At 43.7% G+C, this 20,026-nt stretch carries 15 protein-coding genes; 2 read left to right on the forward strand and 13 right to left on the reverse strand.

What is annotated here, in order from left to right; genetic code table 11:
• From BQ7394_RS00310 to BQ7394_RS00320, 3 genes are all read right to left on the reverse strand, one after another.
• Window positions 1-1,241 (reverse strand): DUF3868 domain-containing protein (locus tag BQ7394_RS00310; protein WP_075555547.1); only part of this gene is annotated, 1,241 nt, incomplete at its 3' end.
• A gap of 14 nt (window positions 1,242-1,255) precedes the next feature.
• Window positions 1,256-1,849, reverse strand: coding sequence for a DUF3575 domain-containing protein (locus tag BQ7394_RS00315; protein ID WP_075555637.1), 594 nt, complete (start codon window positions 1,847-1,849; stop codon window positions 1,256-1,258).
• 536 nt (window positions 1,850-2,385) lie between these two features.
• Window positions 2,386-3,357 (reverse strand): tyrosine-type recombinase/integrase, encoded by a 972-nt coding sequence (locus tag BQ7394_RS00320; RefSeq protein WP_075555548.1) that lies wholly within the window; start codon window positions 3,355-3,357, stop codon window positions 2,386-2,388.
• Between the two features lie 522 nt (window positions 3,358-3,879).
• On the opposite strand from BQ7394_RS00320, the gene BQ7394_RS00325 reads away from it, so the two are divergent.
• On the forward strand, window positions 3,880-4,311 hold the full coding sequence (locus BQ7394_RS00325) for a helix-turn-helix domain-containing protein (RefSeq protein ID WP_235848630.1): 432 nt from the start codon (window positions 3,880-3,882) through the stop codon (window positions 4,309-4,311).
• 679 nt (window positions 4,312-4,990) lie between these two features.
• On the opposite strand, the gene BQ7394_RS00330 is transcribed toward BQ7394_RS00325, so the two are convergent.
• From BQ7394_RS00330 to BQ7394_RS00375, 10 genes are all read right to left on the reverse strand, one after another.
• Window positions 4,991-6,337 (reverse strand): aspartate kinase, encoded by a 1,347-nt coding sequence (locus tag BQ7394_RS00330; protein WP_075555549.1) that lies wholly within the window; start codon window positions 6,335-6,337, stop codon window positions 4,991-4,993.
• A gap of 28 nt (window positions 6,338-6,365) precedes the next feature.
• Entirely contained in the window at window positions 6,366-8,084 is a 1,719-nt protein-coding gene (locus BQ7394_RS00335; RefSeq protein ID WP_075555638.1) for a sensor histidine kinase, read from the reverse strand.
• 16 nt (window positions 8,085-8,100) lie between these two features.
• Entirely contained in the window at window positions 8,101-9,222 is a 1,122-nt protein-coding gene (locus tag BQ7394_RS00340; protein WP_075555550.1) for a sensor protein KdpD, read from the reverse strand.
• Between the two features lie 20 nt (window positions 9,223-9,242).
• Complete coding sequence (locus BQ7394_RS00345; RefSeq protein ID WP_075555551.1) at window positions 9,243-10,010, reverse strand: hypothetical protein; 768 nt, start codon at window positions 10,008-10,010, stop codon at window positions 9,243-9,245.
• Between the two features lie 33 nt (window positions 10,011-10,043).
• Entirely contained in the window at window positions 10,044-10,625 is a 582-nt protein-coding gene (locus BQ7394_RS00350) for a K(+)-transporting ATPase subunit C (protein WP_075555552.1), read from the reverse strand.
• Window positions 10,626-10,704: 79 nt separating this feature from the next.
• On the reverse strand, window positions 10,705-12,744 hold the full coding sequence (gene kdpB / locus BQ7394_RS00355; protein ID WP_075555553.1) for a potassium-transporting ATPase subunit KdpB: 2,040 nt from the start codon (window positions 12,742-12,744) through the stop codon (window positions 10,705-10,707).
• Between the two features lie 16 nt (window positions 12,745-12,760).
• Window positions 12,761-14,470, reverse strand: coding sequence for a potassium-transporting ATPase subunit KdpA (gene kdpA / locus BQ7394_RS00360; RefSeq protein WP_075555554.1), 1,710 nt, complete (start codon window positions 14,468-14,470; stop codon window positions 12,761-12,763).
• Window positions 14,471-14,496: 26 nt separating this feature from the next.
• Window positions 14,497-14,577, reverse strand: coding sequence for a potassium-transporting ATPase subunit F (locus BQ7394_RS26585; RefSeq protein ID WP_075555555.1), 81 nt, complete (start codon window positions 14,575-14,577; stop codon window positions 14,497-14,499).
• A 365-nt stretch (window positions 14,578-14,942) separates the two neighbouring features.
• Window positions 14,943-16,268, reverse strand: coding sequence for a sigma-54-dependent transcriptional regulator (locus tag BQ7394_RS00370; RefSeq protein WP_075555556.1), 1,326 nt, complete (start codon window positions 16,266-16,268; stop codon window positions 14,943-14,945).
• 18 nt (window positions 16,269-16,286) lie between these two features.
• The gene (locus tag BQ7394_RS00375) at window positions 16,287-16,907 is read right to left on the reverse strand and encodes a hypothetical protein (RefSeq protein ID WP_235848631.1); all 621 of its coding nucleotides are present in this window, start codon (window positions 16,905-16,907) and stop codon (window positions 16,287-16,289) included.
• 856 nt (window positions 16,908-17,763) lie between these two features.
• Between BQ7394_RS00375 and BQ7394_RS00385 the strand changes: the two genes are divergently transcribed.
• Window positions 17,764-20,025 carry a bifunctional alpha,alpha-trehalose-phosphate synthase (UDP-forming)/trehalose-phosphatase gene (locus BQ7394_RS00385; RefSeq protein ID WP_075555559.1) on the forward strand — a complete coding sequence of 754 codons (2,262 nt, stop codon included), beginning with the start codon at window positions 17,764-17,766 and terminating at the stop codon, window positions 20,023-20,025.
• Window position 20,026: the final 1 nt, after the last annotated feature.

Here is a 20,026-nt window from a genome sequence, read left to right on the forward strand (position 1 = left end):
TCGGCGTCGCCGCTCAGCAGGGCGGAGTTGGCGGCGTTGAGGTTCGATACGGGATCGTCGGGATACATGCGCACGGCTATCTCGAACACCTCCTTGAACTCGGGGCTGCCCGCCGGGTAGGTCTGCGCCACCCGGTACATCTCCTCAAGGCTCAACTGCTTGGGGTCGGTGTAAAGCAATCCCTTGGCCTCGTCCGTCGTGAAGGCGCGGATGGTGTACCTCACGGCGTAGTCCGAGTGGCGCAAGGCGGGATAGATGTCGCCCAGCAGCGTCTTGTAGGAGGCGCCGCCGTTCAAGCTCTTGAGTTTCCACTCTTTCTTGTCCAAGTCCGAAGGCTCGTCGGCACGGACGATGGCGAGCAGTTCCTCCTTGTCCGCCAGCGACGACTCTTCCAAGCGCCGCTCCAGCCCGGCCCAGTCCTCCGGCTCGAAATCGACCGTGAAGGTAGCCTGCTCGAAATGGTACAGGCCCCTCACGTAGTCGCTGAGCGCCTTGGCACGGTTCTCGGCCAGATAGGCGTTGTTGGCGTAACTACCCTCCGGCGAGGCGTATCCCTTGATATAGACCTCGGTGATGGTGGCGTACTTGTCGTCACTCACCGACTCGATGGTCCGGCGGATCTCCCTCAGTTCCAGTGGGTTGCTACGGTAGTCCGGATAAATAGCGGTTTTGTTCACGGGGAAATCGAGGAAGGCGCTACCCTCTTTCGAGCGGGCTTTCACGGTTTCCACGGTCGGCGTTTTATAAGTAAGGAGAGGTTTCCATACGGCAGGCTCCGCCAAGTCGACAGCGAAGAGCGACGAGCGGGAGCCTCGCAGCGAATCCCAGTCGCAACCGCACTCGTCGGCGACCAAGGCCACTTCCGAGCGTCTCATCCACGGGGCCATCGGCGTGCGGGCGGTGTACTCGAAGGTTTGCGGCTCGCCGTTCCGGCGGCGCAACTCATACTCGCCGTGCGTCGGATAGGAACGCCCCGTGCGTTCGTAAAGGACGTGGCGGTCACGCCCGTCGAGGATGACCGGTGCCAAGGGGCGGATGCTGTCGCCCGCCACGATGACCGGCGTGCAGACCAGACTGCGTCCGGAGGGCACCTCCACCTCCGTGAAGTCGAACGTCATGCCGATCACCAGCGTGCTGTCCGACATCTCCACGATCTTGTCCTTGATCTTGATTTCCTGTGCCTGCGAGGTGATAACGGCCAGCAGGCTCGCTGCTATTAGTATTTGTTTATTCCTTTTCATACGGCATCAAAGATTTAGAATTGGTAAATCAGGTTGACGGCAGCCTGTGTGGGACCGAAATAATGCTTCTTGACGGTTTCCTGCTTACGTCCGCAGTTGGCGCAGGGGTATTTCTCCGATTCAAGGTAAAGGTATCCCACTCCGACGGTAGCCTCCAGATTCCAGTGTCTGGAGAGCAGCCATGAGTAACCGTAGCTGACCCCCACGCCGGTACCCCAGCCTTGGTGACGCCTGCCCTCGGTGCCCAACCATTTGATATCCGCCACGTTATACAACAGATACGGTACGTGCAGGCCGACAAAATGTGAGTAGAAAGCTTCGCAGAACCAGTAGCGCAGCTCCGGATGGAGGCGCAGGTGCTTGAGGGAGCGACCGTAGCTGCCGTCATCGTTTTTCCCGTCGAAAGGATTGAGACCGGCCTCCAGATCCAAGCTCCAGTGGCGTGCCAGCCGGAACTCAGCCCCCAAATTGAACGTGGCCGTTGCCCAGTACGGCAGGTTGGTCTTGACACCGACGACCGAGCCTCTCTGTCCGGCGAGCGGCCTCTCCTGCGCATGGAACGCAAGGGGAACCATAAACAGGAATATCAGGATAATCACTTTTCTCATCATATTTTTCTCTATTTGGTTTGTTAGTACTCTTTATCGGTCGTGGCGTATAGAAAGACAGTTCCCCCTATGATTTTTCCTACATCCATCACCGCTGGTAAATCTTATACGAACACTTATACTTATTTATGAAATAAGGAAGCGCCTGTCCGTACACCTCGAAAAAGGGAGATAAATCTGCCGTGTTTTAATGTTTTACCTATTCAAAAGTCATTATTTTAACATTAGAGGTGTTTTCTTACCTTGTAAAAAAAGTTTTAAATGCTTAATAGGGTGTTATAATATATAAAAAAAGAACGGGTATCAGTGAGGTATGTCCTAATGTAAAAAAATACGGACTTAAAGAGGTCAACGCAGGCAATAAAAATGCGGAAGACCTTTTTTTGATGTAAGGCCCTCATATTTTTGTTTGTAAAATTTCTTTGTTTACATTTTTTGTATTTCTTTTGTACACACAATAAGGAAATATATCTCTAATATTGAGCTATATTTTAATTCAATATAATGATTGTAAACGTGTTACAAGTAGAACACCCTTATTTCATAAATAAGGCGTTCCTTTTTTCCATATCCTTTAATAATAAATCGATTGATCCTGAAACTTTCTGGTTGGCCTCAGCCAGTTCTGATATATCCAGCTCATTCAAATAAATACGTGTCGTCTTTTCCGAGCTGTGCCCCAACGCTTGGCTGATAATCGCTATCGAGACCCCGCACCGCAATGCGATGGAAGCCCAACTGTGGCGCATCACATAAGAGGTGAGGCGGATAGGTATCTCCAAGCGATCCCCGATCTCCTTCAATTCCCGGTTGTGCATGGCCAGGCAATTTTTATACTGAGCATGCGTGGGCGAAGCCATCGGAAGGATAGGGAAAAGGAATTCCCGTTCTCCATACGTGGGGGCGTACTTATGAATGAGCTGCCACATGCCCGTGGTGATCTCCATACGAATTTGTGCCCCGCTCTTACGCCGGTTATATACCAACTCGTTATTATGGATATTTTGAGGGGTTAGGTAGGCGATATCGATAAATGGCATCCCGCAGGCAAGGAAACTGAACAGGCATAAATCGACCGCCAGTTCCTGCCGGGATGACTCTTCCACCTTGAGGTTCGCCAGTTTCTGTATAAAGGACATGGATATCGCTCTCTTGACAGTCGATTCTCGCCTCAGTCTCAATCCCTCGAAAGGGTGATCCCGATACTGTAACAAACCGTCATGGCAAGCGGCATTATAGATCGCACGCAGGTTACTCAGATAGGAGTTGATCGTATTGGTGGCCAATCTCTTGCTTTGGAGATAGGCTATAAAATCCGAGACCTGCGTCTTGCTGAGATCCCCCATGCGAAACCCGGGATCTCCCACGAATCTTATGAAATGCCCGACAGCCACCTGATAAAGCTCCGCCGTGGCGGCCTTGCTCAAACCTTTCTTTAACTCGATACGCCTTGCGGCATATTCCTCTAACAACAGGGACGAGTTTCCCTTTTTTCTCTTCTGTGACATAACTCTGTATTGTTTAATTAAATGATAATTAAATAATAACAAAATACAGGTTATATTTCTTGAGAGGACCCGGCTCCCCCTAGACCCTAATACAAAATATTTGTTAAGTATGTTATCTTGTCCGTATAATTCCATATTTTTATCCCGTTTTTAAGATCCCGCCTTACATGTGGAGGAACACGGGATGGCATCTTCAACATGCTGATTTCCTTCAAGGCAAGAAATGGCCGGTAGAACTTACATGGCAGAGAGCGATCCATCTAAAAACAGGAAATGGTTATGACTACAAATGTTGAAAAGAAATTGCAGGCGAACGTGATAGACGACGTGAAATTCAATCTTACTTTTTTCATTTCTCAACTCCTTTCTTCAGTTTTTCCCAGTTTTTTCCAAAATCAGCTTGCTGTGTCTCCACATGCCCGCGATGCCCGTGGATAGAGCAGGCATTGAGTGCCGTTTCCAAGGCATGAAATTCATCATCAGTCAGTTCTACGTCCGGGGCTACATAATTGGTTTTCTCGTATGAACAGCTTGCAGAGAATTAATCTGAAAGATTTCATGGAGTGTCACTATCAGGATAATCTGCTATTGGAGCAATTGGCGCAGGCTTCCGGACGTAGTTTATCTACATTCCGCAGGGATTTTCTGAAAGTTTTTGGTACAACTCCCGGAAAATGGTTGTTGACAAGACGGTTGGAAGAAGCCTATGTGCTCATTAAAGAAAAGAAAGTCAAGCCGTCAGAGTTTTTATTGGATTTGGGATTTGAAAGTTTCTCACACTTCTCCCGTAGTTTTAAAGCCTATTTCGGCATACAGCCCACAATCTTACTTAAAAGAAAGCATTGTGAAATAGAAAAAATTAATATAACATTGTCGTCATCACCGAACTTGCGCATCAAGGTCTGTATATGTCCCCATGACATAACTGAGACAGCCTGTCGTAGAGTTGCATAATACTCTGGTTCTTGTATTTGTACAATATCTGTCATGATTTTAGCCTTTACCTGTTATAAGTTCTCGCTTGTCAATATCAAGCAACGTTGCAATCTGTTTAATGTGTACAGGTCAGGCTGGGAGATATCAGTACACCTCCTGCTTACAGTAGTAATTCTTCGGCAAGCCAGTTAGCCGTTCATTTCTTTTCAACGAGCACAACTTTGATTCGATCTAAATCTCCCATTTACAAATCCATTTAGTTTGAACAAATAGATAAGATAATCGGCAATAGTACCGATAGAAGGAATGTAATGTTGCAAAACACACATTTTTCGTAGCGGTACCACAATATCTTTCAGATTATACCCATCCTAAAGAGTGAGGAAAACCTCCATTACCGGGGCAGGCGATGGATAGAATTGATAACTGTCTTTGTACAGATAAAACACAATCCGGCATAGAGCCGTTTTTGATTAAGAGAATTGAGAAGATAAAAACAGAGTTTACCCAGATTACTATCACGCACAATCTAAGAAAACTGGCTAAAAAGTTAATTTCCTTTGATTTTTACTTATTTATAAAGAATTTCTTCCAGAAGAAAATTATTGCGAAACAAAAAAGAAGGCATCCATTTCTGGATACCTTCTTCATCTCTAAAACAAATCAAAAACAATATTCATTATCAATCTTATTCTCTTCAGGAAACAGAAGAAAGCAGGGAGCCTTTGGGCGTAGTAAACAGGTGCTCGCTAAGTTCTTTCAAGGCATGTATTTTATCTCCTGCTTTCATCACCAGCGACACATTACTGCTACTGCCACCGTAAGATATCATCCGCACGGGAATATCTTTCAACGCATTGATGATACGAGCCTCAAAACCGACGTTTTGCCATTCCAAGTCACCGACGACACATACAATCACCATATTCCTCTCCACCGAAATAGTTGCGTATTGCCGCAAGACTTCCACAATCTCGTCTATATGCTCGTCGTTGTCAATCGTTACGGACACACCGATATCGGAAGTTGTCACCATGTCGACCGGAGTATTATACTGATAGAACGTATCGAAAACGATACTCAGGAAATGAGGTGTTGGTATTGTATGGAGCGACTTGATCTTTACATACGTGATATTGTCTTTGGCTGCAACAGCTTTGATTGCGCCCTTTTCTGCCGTGTTCGAAATCAAAGTACCCGGTGCGCTCGGTTGTAAAGCGTTCAAGAGGCGTACCGGTATGTTGTTCTCTTTAGCAGGCAATATGCAGGTCGGATGCAGAATTTTGGCTCCGAAATGAGCCAGCTTGGCGGCTTCGTCAAAGTTCAGTTGCCTTACGGGAGCAGTGTCATCGACAAAACGAGGGTCGTTGTTGTGCATTCCGTCAATATCCGTCCAAATCTGTATCTCATCTGCTTGGATAGCAGCCCCGATCAGCGAAGCGGTATAGTCGCTTCCTCCTCGCTCCAGGTTGTCGATGCTTCCATAGGCATTCCGGCAGATAAAACCCTGCGTGATGTATATCTCCGCCTCTTTATTTTGTTCCAACAGTATATTCAAGTGTTTGGCGATGTATTCCATATCCGGCTCCTTGTCCATCGTAATCCGCATAAAGTTCAATGCAGGCAACAGAACTACTTTTACACCTTGTTCTTCCAAATAGCAGGTCATCAGAAATGTCGATATCAATTCGCCTTGAACCAATATTTCTTTTTCGTCAAACACGCTGAAAGGCATATTGGAGAAAGACCAGACATGCTGGAAGCGTTCAAGCATATACTGCATCGCCTTTTCTTTGTAGGCATCACTTTGGTATAATTCTTCTATATGATTGACATAAGATTGCTCCAACGACGAAAGGATGGCATTTGCCTTTTCCGGCTCCTTCTTATGGAAACACTCAGATATCTCCACTAAAGAATTTGTTGTTCCTGCCATGGCAGAAAGTACTACTATTTTAGGCTCATGGTCGCAAATGATCGATGCTACATTCTTTATCCGCTGGGCTGAGCCGACTGAAGTACCGCCGAATTTTAATACTTTCATTAGATTATCTGATTTTTGATTTTATTTCTTATACATTGAATTTGATTACGAACGTGCTGCCTTTACCGACTTCGCTCTCGATACGGATCGTACCGCCATGGGCTTCCACAAAATCCTTGCTGATGGCAAGTCCCAAACCGCTACCTTGTACTTTTGTTCCCGGCACGCGGAAGTAGTGGTCGAAGATACTCCCATGGTAACGCGGGTCGATACCTTTTCCGAAGTCCTTGACGTAGATCTCAACAGCCTTGTCGATCTGCCGTGCACCGATGATGACGCGCCCGTTTTCCGATGAATAGCGGATAGCGTTCGACAACAAGTTGGTTACAACCCAGGCTATTTTCTCGCTGTCGACAAATAACTTGGTAATCTTTTCGGGATATTCCACCTCGATCTGGCAGTTGAACCGTTCAGCTTGTACCTGGTTCGCTTTAATGGCATAGTTAATCAGTTCGATCGGTTTGGTGATCTTCGGGTTCAAATAGAGCTTGCCGCTTTCCACCTGTGACATCTTCAAGAGTTCACCCGTTATCTCTAGTAGCCGGTCGCTGTTTTCCTTTATGCTTTTGGAAAGACTCTCCTGTTCTGCATTGAGTTTGCCGATCCGGGTGTCTTCCAAAAGCTTTAAACTCATCATGATGGCAGATATCGGCGTTTTCAATTCATGGGAAATTGTAGAGATGAAAGTTGTCTTTGCAATATCTTTTTCTTTAAACTCAGTGACATTCTTCAAAAGGATCACGTCGCCGACATACTTACTTTCCAGTCCGGTCTGCTTGTTGACGTTGATCGGAATGTATTTCACCTGGAAATAACTTTCTTTGTTATCCGCATAGATTTTCAACGGCTCCCTGTTGTCTTCGGAATCTACCAACTGACGGATCAAGCGACGAAGCAGGTCGTTCTTCAACGCCAGTTCGGGAGCAGGCTTATCAATGACATTTTCTCGTGTCAGGTTCAAGACTGTGAGGGCTTCATTGTTTACAAACAAAATCTTACGCTCCTTGCTCAAGCCTATAATCGGCTCGGCAATGCTGTTGATAATCGTTTCGATATATTTCTTTCCTTGCAGGATATTCTCCAAAGAGCTGTTGCGGTATTCGGCAAGACGTTCGGCCATTTCGTTGAACAAGATGGCTGTTTCTTTAAATTCAGGCTCGTTACCCAAGTCAAGCCGTTTACTGTAATTGGCCTTGGTGATCTCTTTGATACCATCGGTCAATTTGCGGATCTGTATGCCGACCGAGCGTGGCAGACGTGCCAGAAAGAGGAAAGCAATCACGATACAGGCCACTCCCATTGTCCAAATCCAGAAGAGAGATCTTTCCGCCGTATGCACGGCCACTTCGTTTTTTGCATAAATGGCAGACATGTTGACCGCCATGATCGTGTAGATCGACTGGCGCAGTTGCCGGATTGACTCGTCGTCCATATTGTTTACTGCCTTCTCATAATTAAGAATCAAACGCCTGGTCAATGCCTCTTCATCCATTTCGGTCACATTCTCTTTTTGTGCCGCCAAAGCGGCTTCGAAATCTTTCCGTGCATTCGGGTTTTCCCGGATGGCATCCAGCGACTCTAACATCTGGCGGGAATAGAGAAGTGAGTTATAATTATCCGCCAGGATATTTTGCGTATCGTTCGATACGTTATGGATGTTTTTTATAGCCAATCCGCCTAATAAAACGATCAAGACAAACAAGAGTCCTATCCCGTAAGTCAACTTTGTTCTAATGTTCATATTCATGTTCATGAAGAGATTTTTACGCTAAAATAATTAAGTCTATTCCCAATAGAGCTAATTCTTCTAATAGATTCCGATAATGAACCATTGACAGGATAGCGGAAGGAAATTTTAAGGTCGGTCGTCCGATACAGAGCGTACTGATTTGTTTCTCTTTACAAACCTGCACGATCGTATCCGTTATATGCGGAGACTGCACTTGGACGACTTCTCCTCCAAGTTCCGTTGCCAGCTTGAAATGGTTCAACAAATGTCTTTGGCTTGCCAATGGAATCCTGTCGGTACTCTCCCGGGGAGTTTGTACATACAATACGAAGAATTTGGAATTATACCGGGTTGCCAACCGCGCAACTTTCCGTATGATCTTACGGGGAGTTTTCTCATTGCTGCTGATACAGGCCATAAACTTTTCGTGGCGTACGCCGAGATTCTCGGGAATGGTATTCTCCACCTTTTTTTCCACCCGTAAAGCAACCTCTTTCAAGGCTAACTCTCTAAGCTGAAGGATATGCTCCGGCTTAAAGAAATTATTTAATGCTGTTTGTATCTTTTCGGGTTTGTATATTTTTCCGGCTTTCAACCGCGCCAACAATTCATCAGCCGTAAGGTCTATGTTAACAACTTCATCAGCTTGTTCCAGCACGATATCGGGAATACGTTCCTTGACCTCGATTCCAACCACATCCTGTACCATCTCGTTCAGCCCTTCAATATGCTGAATGTTGACTGCCGTGATTACACTGATACCGGCATCCAATATATCCATGACATCTTGCCAGCGTTTTTCGTTCTTACTGCCTTCGACATTGGTATGGGCCAATTCATCGACGATGACTACTTCGGGATGGATACTGAGAATCGACTGCAAGTCCATCTCCTCGATCTCTTTTCCTTTATAAAATATCTTACGACGGGGTATGATTGGCAATCCATCCACCAATGCCTCCGTCTCGACTCGCCCATGTGTTTCTATGTAACCGACCTTGATATCAATGCCGCTTTCCAATAATTGGTGGGCTTCCGATAACATCCGATACGATTTACCTACACCGGCACTCATGCCGATGTAGATTTTAAAATTACCACGACGAGACTTTTTCAACAAATCCAGAAAATGTTGTGCACTTTGTTCTCGATCCATGCGTATATTATAACGTTATATCAAGGTCTTATAGAAATTCCAAAGACAAGATGGGCATCCTCCATGCAAGGGTTCCAAACTGCCTGCGTAAAGATAGGCAAAGAAAACGAATCCGTAATCTTGATTTCTTTCGTAGCTTTTAAAGCGACATTGGACACAGTAAATCCATCGTTTACATCTCCATACGTTGTCACACCTGCATCATACGGCAGCATACCGCATGTGGCATTCAGATCGACACCCTTTATTGTAAACGGGAAATTCAGTTCTACATACGAAGAATAGTTCTGATTACCTTCGGCATCTTTGTCGGCTCCGGCAATCATCACATTCCAAGCGATGGACAACGGAAACTTCTCGATCGGCAAAGTATAAGCCAATCCAAGGTCAAAATGGTGAGCTGTTTCATGGCTTTTGAAATTAAAATAATCACCGGCACCTTGTCCTGCCCACCATAAACTGGCAATAGACAATGTAGGACCTGCCGATCCGAAAGTGTAAGCAGCCGTCAAGTCAATTTCTTTGGCGGCAGCAGCCGATGTGGAATTAGCTCCCTGAAAATCGGTTGATCCCCATGCTGTCAACGAGAAATTACCTACACCCAAAGACAAGGTCGGCTGAAAACTGGCACCTGTCTGATAGAAACCACGCCAAATATAAGAGCTAACCAAATCTCCCTGCACGGAGAAACTTACCTTACCATCCTCTTCCTGCGCATTTACCAGTGTTGAAGAAGCCATAGAGAAAACAACTGCCAAAGCAGCGATTTTTTTTACAAATGATTTCATTACCTAAATCTTTTTTACCTAATTAACTATTTGTTATTTGTTTTGAGCGGCTTCATCGAGCGCTACATTTAATTTTAATACATTTACTTTTTCTGTACCGAACATACCCAGTAACGGTTTCTCAACATGCGAGTTGACGATTGCCATCACTTTGTCTTCCGACCAACCGCGTGCTTCTGCTACACGTTTAGCCTGTACATAAGCAGCTTTCGGAGAAATATGCGGGTCCAGACCGGAAGAACTGGCTGTAATGATTTCGGCAGGAACATCTTTACGTTCCAAATACGAATGATGAGCCAGGAATGTGTCGATGCGTTCTTCCAACAAAGCCAAATGTTCTTCATTCGAAGGTCCTTTGTTGCTACCGCCCGAACTGGAAGCATCATAACCATCACCGGCATGAGAAGGACGACCCCAGAAATAAATATCTTGAGTAAAGTTCTGCCCTACATTGGCAGCACCTACTACTTTTCCGTTTAATGTAACCAATTCGGCATTTCCTTTATTCGGTCCAGCCACCTGGGCGAACAACCACAAAACGAAAATGTAGAATACACTGAAGAACAAACAAAAGGCGATTGTCAGTCTTAATGATTTTAAAAGATTTGATATCATAATAAATTATTGTTTTATTTTTCGCTCTTCCTCCTCTCTATATATGGAGGAGGAAGAACTGTGAATGTTGATTTTATTTTTACATGAATAAACTTACGATCATATCTATCAACTTGATACCAATGAAAGGAGCGATCACACCGCCCAAACCATAAATCAACAAGTTGCGACGAAGCAACGCAGAAGCACCGATCGGTTTATAAGCGACACCACGTAATGCCAACGGAATCAGGATCGGGATGATAATCGCATTAAAGATGATCGCACTCAGGATAGCCGATTCCGGACTATGCAAGTTCATGATATTCATCGGAGCCAATGCCGGGATCGTTACCATGAACAATGCCGGTACGATAGCAAAATACTTGGCTACGTCGTTAGCGATACTGAAAGTCGTCAATGTACCACGAGTCATCAACAACTGTTTACCGATCTCAACGATTTCGATCAACTTGGTCGGGTCATTATCCAAATCGACCATGTTACCGGCTTCCTTGGCTGCCTGTGTACCGCTATTCATAGCTACACCCACATTGGCCTGCGCCAAAGCCGGAGCGTCGTTTGTCCCGTCACCCATCATGGCAACTAATTTACCGTTTTCCTGTTCCTTGCGGATATAGTTCATCTTGTCTTCCGGTTTAGCTTCTGCGATATAATCGTCTACACCGGCTTTTTCTGCAATATATTTTGCGGTCAACGGGTTATCACCGGTTACCATTACCGTCTTCACACCCATCTTACGCAAACGTTCGAAACGTTCCTGGATACCCGGTTTGATGATATCCTGCAATTCGATCACACCGATAATGAAATCATCCTGTGACACAACCAGCGGAGTACCACCATTGCTTGTGATCTTCTGAACCAAGTCGGCAACTTCTTCCGGATATTTGTTTCCGGCTGCCTCACTCATTTTACGGATGGCTTCGAAAGCACCTTTACGGATACGAGTACCGTTAGCCAAATCCACACCTGAACATTTTGTCTCAGCCGTAAATTTGATCATCTTAGAACCGGATGTGTTCAAGTCATGTACACGTATGCCTCTTTCACGTCCCAACTCTACAATAGACTTACCTTCGGGGGTGTCATCGGAAAGAGAAGACAACAAACAAGCCTGTACGAAAGAATGCTCGTCGATTCCGGATACCGGATAGAACTGAGTAGCTTTACGGTTACCGATCGTGATTGTACCGGTCTTGTCCAGCAACAGGGTGTCGATGTCACCGGCTGTTTCTACTGCTTTACCGGATTTGGTGATTACATTGGCGCACAACGCACGGTCCATACCTGCGATACCGATAGCTGACAACAGACCACCGATCGTAGTCGGGATCAAGCAGACAAACAAAGAGATAAAGGCTGCAATCGTAATCGTTGTATTAGCATAGTCGGCATACGGTTTCAATGTTCCGCAAACAACCACGAATACCAATGTGAAACCTGCCAACAGGATGGTCAAGGCTATTTCGTTCGGAGTCTTCTGACGAGAAGCACCTTCTACCAAAGCGATCATTTTATCCAAGAAGCTTTCGCCCGGTTCTGTTGTCACCTTTACCTTGATCTGATCAGACAAAACTTTCGTACCACCCGTTACAGAACTCTTGTCACCACCGGCTTCGCGGATCACCGGAGCAGATTCACCGGTAATGGCACTTTCATCGATGGAAGCCAGACCTTCGATGATCTCTCCATCGGAAGGGATTGTATCACCGGCTTCGCAAATGAAGATGTCACCTTTCTTCAATTGAGAAGAGCTGACCGTTTCGATCTTATTGCCAACACACAAACGAGCCGGAGTTTCTTCACGAGTCTTACGCAAACTGTCGGCCTGTGCCTTACCACGTGCTTCGGCAATGGCTTCAGCGAAGTTGGCGAAAAGCAGTGTAACGAACAATACAATAAATACTAAAATATTGTAACCGAAAGATCCCTGTGTCGTGTCGCCTGTGGCTGCTGCCCAGATAGTAACGAACAACATGACGAATGTCACCACTTCTACGATGAACATGATCGGGTTACGGAACATCACCCGCGGATTCAACTTAACGAATGATTGCTTTAAACTTTCTATAACGAGCTCCCTTGGAAATAAAGAAGCGGCTTTGTTATTTTTCATCTTCTTAATCTGTCAATTAGTAAATGCTAAAATATTCGGCGATCGGGCCTAATGTTTGTGCCGGGAAGAATGATAGTGCAGCTACGATTACGATCACGCAGAATGTCATCACACCGAATGTTACCGTATCAGTCTTTAATGTACCCGCACTTTCCGGAGTATACTTCTTGTTTGCTAACAAACCAGCGATAGCAACCTGTCCGACGATCGGCAAATAACGTGAAATAATCAGTGCCAAACCGCAAGTGTAGTTCCAGAAGTAGGTATTGTCACCCAAACCTTCGAAACCGGAACCGTTGTTGGCGGAAGAAGAAGTGTATTCATACAACATTTCACTGAAACCGTGGAAACCGGGGTTATTCAACCAACCTCCCTCACTCTCTACGAATCCCGGAGCGTAAACCCACAAATAAGAAGAGATAGCCGTAAAGATCAAAATCACGAACGGGTGAGCCAAAGAAACGATTGTCGCAATTTTCATTTCGCGGGCTTCAACCTTTTTACCTAAGAATTCCGGAGTACGTCCGACCATCAAACCACTGATGAATACGGCAATAATCAGAAATGCATAGTAGTTCATGAAACCTACGCCGACACCACCGAACCAAGTATTGATCTGCATGTTCAACATTTCAACCATACCGGAAAGAGGCATCGTACTGTCGTGCATACCGTTTACAGAACCGTTGGAAGTAACTGTTGTAGTGACAGACCACAAAGCTGTTGCACCCGGGCCAAGACGTGTTTCCTTACCTTCCATAGCACCACAAGACTGATCGATACCCATCTTGTCGATATTCGGGTTACCTGCCATTTCATAATGGACGTTACAGCATACCCCTAAGAGATAAGCGAACAACATCACACCGTAGATCACATAACCTAATTTCTTACGTTTCAGATAGAATCCCAATGCGAATACCAATGCCATCGGAATGATCAGGATAGACCAACATTCTGCGATATTAGTCAGGTAAGTCGGGTTTTCCAACGGGTGAGAAGAGTTCACACCGAAGTAACCACCACCGTTCGTACCTAACTGCTTAATAGGAACGATTGCAGCCGTAGGACCTTGTGATACAGTTTGTTCAGCACCTTCCAATGTAGGGATAGTCATTTTGGAGTCGAAGCCCATCGGAGTTCCTTGAAGGATCAAGATAAAACCGACGATTAAAGACATCGGGAAAAGGATACGTGTACAGCTGATCACTAAGTAATGCCAGAAGTTACCGATTGTTTTGGTTGTTTTGGCAGCCATAGATTTCATGATTCCCGCCATGGCAGCCATACCTGTTGCGGCAGTGATGAACTGGAACAACATGATGACAAACAACTGTGTAAAGTAAGTCAAACCGCTTTCACCGCTATAGTGCTGTAAGTTGCAGTTTACCATGAAGCTGATACATGTGTTGAACGCCAAGTCCGGGCTTTGTCCGCCGTTACCATCGGGGTTCAAAGGAAGGTATCCTTGCGATACCAACAGGATCATCCCCCAAAAGAACCAAAATACATTTATAATAAGCAGAGATTTCAGGAATACCTTCCAATCCATCTCTTCGTTGGGGTTGATACCCGCCAGTTTGTAAATAAATCTTTCAATCGGAGCCATGAAACGCATGCAGTCGTTTCCCTCCTTATACACTTTGGCGATATGCTTTCCTAATGGATAGCTGATAACTATCAGCAGCAATATCTGCAATGTTACACCTAAAATTTCTGTGTTCATCTTCTTACTTTAAAAACTAATTACCATTAAAACTTTTCGGGCTTAATCAGGACATACATCAAATACCCGAAGATCACTATGCAAAGTATAAACAATGCTAAAAACATAACCTAAATCTCCTTTCTCTTTAAATTTTCTCAAACCAGTCTACACACTTGAAGAAAAACCAATAACATGCTACACCAGTAGCGCATAAAAACAAAAATGATAATGTATCTTCCATACTTGTTTTTTTAATTGTTAATACTACTTCTGTTTTTGCCCTACTATATGCCAAAGTCGTGCCAAAAATTCATCTTCAACAGCAACACACTATATATCAACCATATACAAAATAGTCACTTTTAAAGAGCGCATTCAATCCTTTTCAAAATGAAAAAAAATTTTCATTTTGGGGGAAAGAGGAATAAAAAAGGCAAATCACCTGCTTGAAGCGACTTGCCCGATACGTAAACCGACAATGTTACACTATTTATAATCCGTAAATTTCCATTTTCCTATAAAGAGTGGTTAACCCTATCCCCAAAAGCCGGGCAGCTTCGGGTTTGTACCCATTGGTATATTGAAGAACTTTCTGAATATGACTTTTTTCAACGGTGGCCAAATCCAGCCCGATGTTATTACCTGCATTTTCAGATAATTCCAATATTTGTAACGGCAGGGATTGACAATCCAATATATCTCCTTCTGCGACAACCAAACTTCTTTCCACTGTATTTTTCAGTTCTCTGACATTCCCTTTCCACGGGCATCGTTTTACGACAGCCATATACCTTTCTGATATCTGAGGAGTTTTTTTCCCTATCTTTTTTGAAAAAGAAGATACAAATTCTTTTACGAATAGAGAAATATCCTCTTGCCGTTTACGTAATGGTGGAAGATAGATCTGGAATACAGATAAACGATAAAATAGATCTTCTCTAAAATTTCCGGCAACTATTTCTTGCTCCAGATCACGATTTGTCGCGGCTATCACCCGAACATCGACATGTATTGGGACTGTACTACCGATTTTCATGAACTGCCCGGTTTCAAGAACACGCAGCAACCTCACTTGTAAAGAAATATCCATCTCTCCTATCTCATCCAAAAATAGGGTACCGCCATTCGCCTCCTCAAAAAGTCCCTTTGTTTCTGCAATCGCTCCAGTAAAAGCACCTGCCGTATGTCCAAACATTTCGCTTTCGAGTAAATCTTTACTAAAAGAAGAACAATTTATGGCAACAAAAGCCTGTCCGTTTCGACGACTATTATCATGGATCAAATTTGCAAAAACCTCTTTCCCGGTTCCTGTTTCACCGGTCAACAACACGGAAGCATCTGTTTCCGCCACTTTTTGAGCTAATGAAACAGCCTTTAATATTGCCGGAGACTTACCGATTATTCTTTTGGACAGAGACCGTCTTCCGACAACCGAATTGGCCAAAAATGCTTTGGAGGCTTTTTCCATCGCTTTTGCAACAAGAGGAATGATCCTGTTATTGTCATCTCCCTTCACTAAATAATCAAAAGCACCTCTTTTCATTGCCGAAACGCCATCTTCAATCTTTCCGTGGGCTGTCAGAAAGATAATCTCCGTCAAAGGAGATATATTTTTCATTTGAACTATAAGCTCGATACCATTGCCGTCCGGCAGACAGACATCGCAAAGAACCACTTGCGGTGCATAAGTACATAATTGTTTTAAACCTGTCTTGCATGAGGTTGCCTGACAAATCTCATACCCTTCCAGTTCAAGAATACGTGACAATAATGCCAATGTTTGCTTTTCATCGTCAATAATTAATATTTTTCCCATGTAATTTTTATGATCACTTTATAATTCACCAAAATCTTTAGAAATTTGCCCCACGCAAACGGGTTTCCAACAATCAAAACTTTTCTTTTTGGCGGAAATCGTGTTATTGATCACTGGCAATTCGTTACTTTCATAAATATACAGAACCGCATATCCTAAACTTGTTGTTTTCAACTGTTTTCTTAATGTATTCCAAGCCTCTCCATCGGAAATAAAGCATTGCGGCATGGTCGACTCTGTTCCAAATACCAGTTTGTATTTATTCAGTGCCGGTTCACCTGTTTGGCTCGCCTGTTTTTGGGGATAACATAGGTAAGCGACTCCTGTCAAAAGGATTATTCCGGTGAAAGTATTCAATATATATTTGAAATAATAATCACTTTCGAAAAAACAGAGTTCACGAATACTATAACAGAGACAAGCTAACAAAAGCCCTATCACTATCATTCGTAATACTAAAACTTGAATCCAGATATTTTTTCCCATCTCTAGCTTAAAATTTAAGAACTCAACCCCTTCTTTAAAAGAAGCCGTGAATAATTTATATTCACGGCTTAAAAAAGAAAAAAAACAATTCAAATCTTTACAGATGAATGGATAAAAGGGTTTTGGTTCACATAAAACAATTTTAATTGCCACTTATTGAAATACTATGATTTGCTTACTGTAACCGAACACTTTTTACCAGACCACCATTTCTCTACTCTGTTTTTCAAAATGAAAAAGTAGCTTAGAATACCAACCCAACTTGTTAACAACAATAGGATGATAATCCTGTTCTTGATCTTCTGAGGAATATCTTTTTTTAGCAAATTGCCTATTGCCAATACAGATGCAACTGCTCCCAACTGATAAATAAAAAGTACCATTTTATTTCTTTATTGTTCAACTTTGTTTGCTTGATGCTATAATTCAACTTCCATACAAGCACCTGAATGATGTGTTTTCTGGAATTTGAACAATTAATTAAATTATACCAAAAATCAAGCCATTTTCGAGAATTCAAAAATAAATGATTATATTACAATATATTACCGTGATACAATCTCAATATTAAAAACAAGTAAAGCTAACCAAAATGAAAATTTTTTTTCATTTTGACACGTTTGGATCTACTTGCAAAAAATTCGATATCGTAATTAAGAAACTGTTCTGACTTTTTCGTCTCATGATTTGAGATGACTTTTGAGTCGGATTCATCACTCTTATAAGGAAGATAGCGGGCTATCTGGCACTAAAAAGGGACAGATATGGTCAAAAAGATGCCAAGGCATAGACGAAAACAACTGCAAGATAATAACGGTTTCTAAATACTCGTGCATTGACAAAAGAGGATAATTAACAATTATTCATGTAAAGGAAAAATTTCCATTTTAAAAATATTTTTCCAAAATGAAAGAGTTTTCCACAAGCTACTATTCACAAATACCTGTTTTTCAACACTTAATATAATTTGGTATAGATTTTGTTTCTGCTTTTATAAACTTTATTAAGAATGAGATTATTTATCGTGTCAAATAGGTTACCTGTCAAGGTCTCACGTTCCTCCGATGGAAAGTTTTACTTTTCACGGAGTGAAGGAGGACTTGCCACAGGCTTGAAGTCTTTGGAAATCGATTGTGAAAAACATTGGATCGGATGGCCCGGCGTATGCGTAGAGAAGAAGGCGGAGAAGGAGGACATTTGCAATCAACTGGAGAGAGACAAGTATCATCCGGTATTCTTATCCGACGGTCAGTATGAAAATTACTACGAAGGATACAGCAACAGTACCCTATGGCCCCTCTGTCATTATTTCTTTGCATATACATTATATAAAAAAGACTTTTGGGAATCCTATAGAGAGGTCAATACGCTTTTTTGTGAAGAGGTATCCCGGATAGTCGAACCGCATGATTGGGTTTGGGTGCAGGATTACCAGTTAATGTTGTTGCCAGGTATGCTCCGTGGAAAGTTTCCCAACCTTCATATCGGCTATTTTCATCATATACCATTCCCATCTTACGAGCTTTTCCGGATTCTGCCCGAAAGGGTCGAAATCCTAGACGGGCTTTTGGGAGCTGATCTTGTCGCTTTCCACATTCACGATTATATGCGCCATTTCATCAGTGCAACGGAACGCGTTCTTCATAAGAATTTCAATCTGGACGAAGTTCAAATGAATGATCGTGTAACTCATGTGGATGCATTACCGATGGGAATAAGCTATGATCTATATCACAATATGATAGATGATGACAAAGTCCGGCACGCAGTAGAGAAGACACGGCTTCTGTTTGGAAATCATAAGTTAATTATATCTGTGGACCGACTGGATTACAGCAAAGGAATATTGCACCGTCTTTACGGATTCGCCTCCTTTTTGAGAAACCATCCGGAATATCATGGGAAAGTGACATTGGCGATGGTTATCGTCCCCTCTCGAGGCCATGTAGGAAGTTATGCCGAATTGAAAACCAAAATAGACGAGGAGATCGGTTCTATCAATGGAACTTATTCTACCATGAATTGGACTCCGGTATGTTATTTTTATCACGGTTTCTCTTTTGAAGAACTGGTAGCGATGTATTATGTTGCCGATATAGCCCTGGTAACCCCCTTGCGCGATGGCATGAATCTGGTCGCAAAAGAGTATGTCGCTACCAAACAAGACAATCCGGGGGTGCTCATTTTAAGTGAAATGGCCGGTGCTTCGATTGAGTTGTCAGATGCTTTGTTGATTAATCCGAACGACACGGACCAGATCGAGCAAGCCATTTGCCAGGCTTTGAAAATGCCATTGGAGGAACAAAGAGAGAGACTCCGGCGGATGCAAGCCATCCTCTCGGTACAGACCGTAAATAAATGGGCCGCAGACTTCATGAGAGAATGGCGACAAACCGCTGAGAAAAACCAACGGTTACAAAAGAAAAATATCTCCGCACAAGACCGGAACGAAATTAAAAAACTATATAACCAAGCAAGAAAACGCTTGATTTTACTGGATTACGACGGGACATTGGCCGCATTCAAAAATCATCCGGAAGATGCCGTTCCGACACCAGCTTTGCGAGATCTGTTGCAACGTATTTGTTCCGACCCTCGAAACCATGTGGCCATCAATAGCGGGCGAGACCATTATACATTGGAGAAATGGTTAGGAGATTTACCTCTGTCTTTTGCCGCCGAACATGGCGCATTTTACAAGGAAAACGGCGCATGGCATAAGAACATAAGCGATCAGGAGTGGGATCCGGAACTATTGTCCATTCTGAATTTGTTTGTAAGCAAAACCCCGAACTCCCACCTTGAGACAAAAGAAGCGGCTCTTGCCTGGCATTATAGAGAGTCGGACACCTGGCTGGGAGAGCTGAGAGCCCAACAGCTGACTAAAGCCATCATGCCTGTTTGTTTAAAAAAGGGATTACAAATCATGCAGGGTAACAAAGTCGTGGAAATAAAATCACCGGATTGCACAAAAGGCTCGGAAGTAAACCGCCTGTTATTGGCCTCCCGCTATGATTTTATATTAGCGATGGGCGATGACACGACGGACGAGGACATGTTCCGGGCTCTTCCGGTATCTGCCATAACAATCAAAGTCGGAATCGTATCCGAAAAAGCCAAATACAATCTGTCCTCTCAGGAAGAAGTATTGCCCTTCTTGAAAGAGCTGCTGGATGAAGGCCTCCGTTACGAAGTGACTTCTAAAAGTATAAAAGACCAACTGAAAGCCACCGTCGATTTTATCAAAGAATTGTGGACAACTAAAAAATAAA

It is taken from the genome of Parabacteroides timonensis (assembly GCF_900128505.1).
Classification (GTDB): Bacteria; Bacteroidota; Bacteroidia; order Bacteroidales; family Tannerellaceae; genus Parabacteroides; species Parabacteroides timonensis.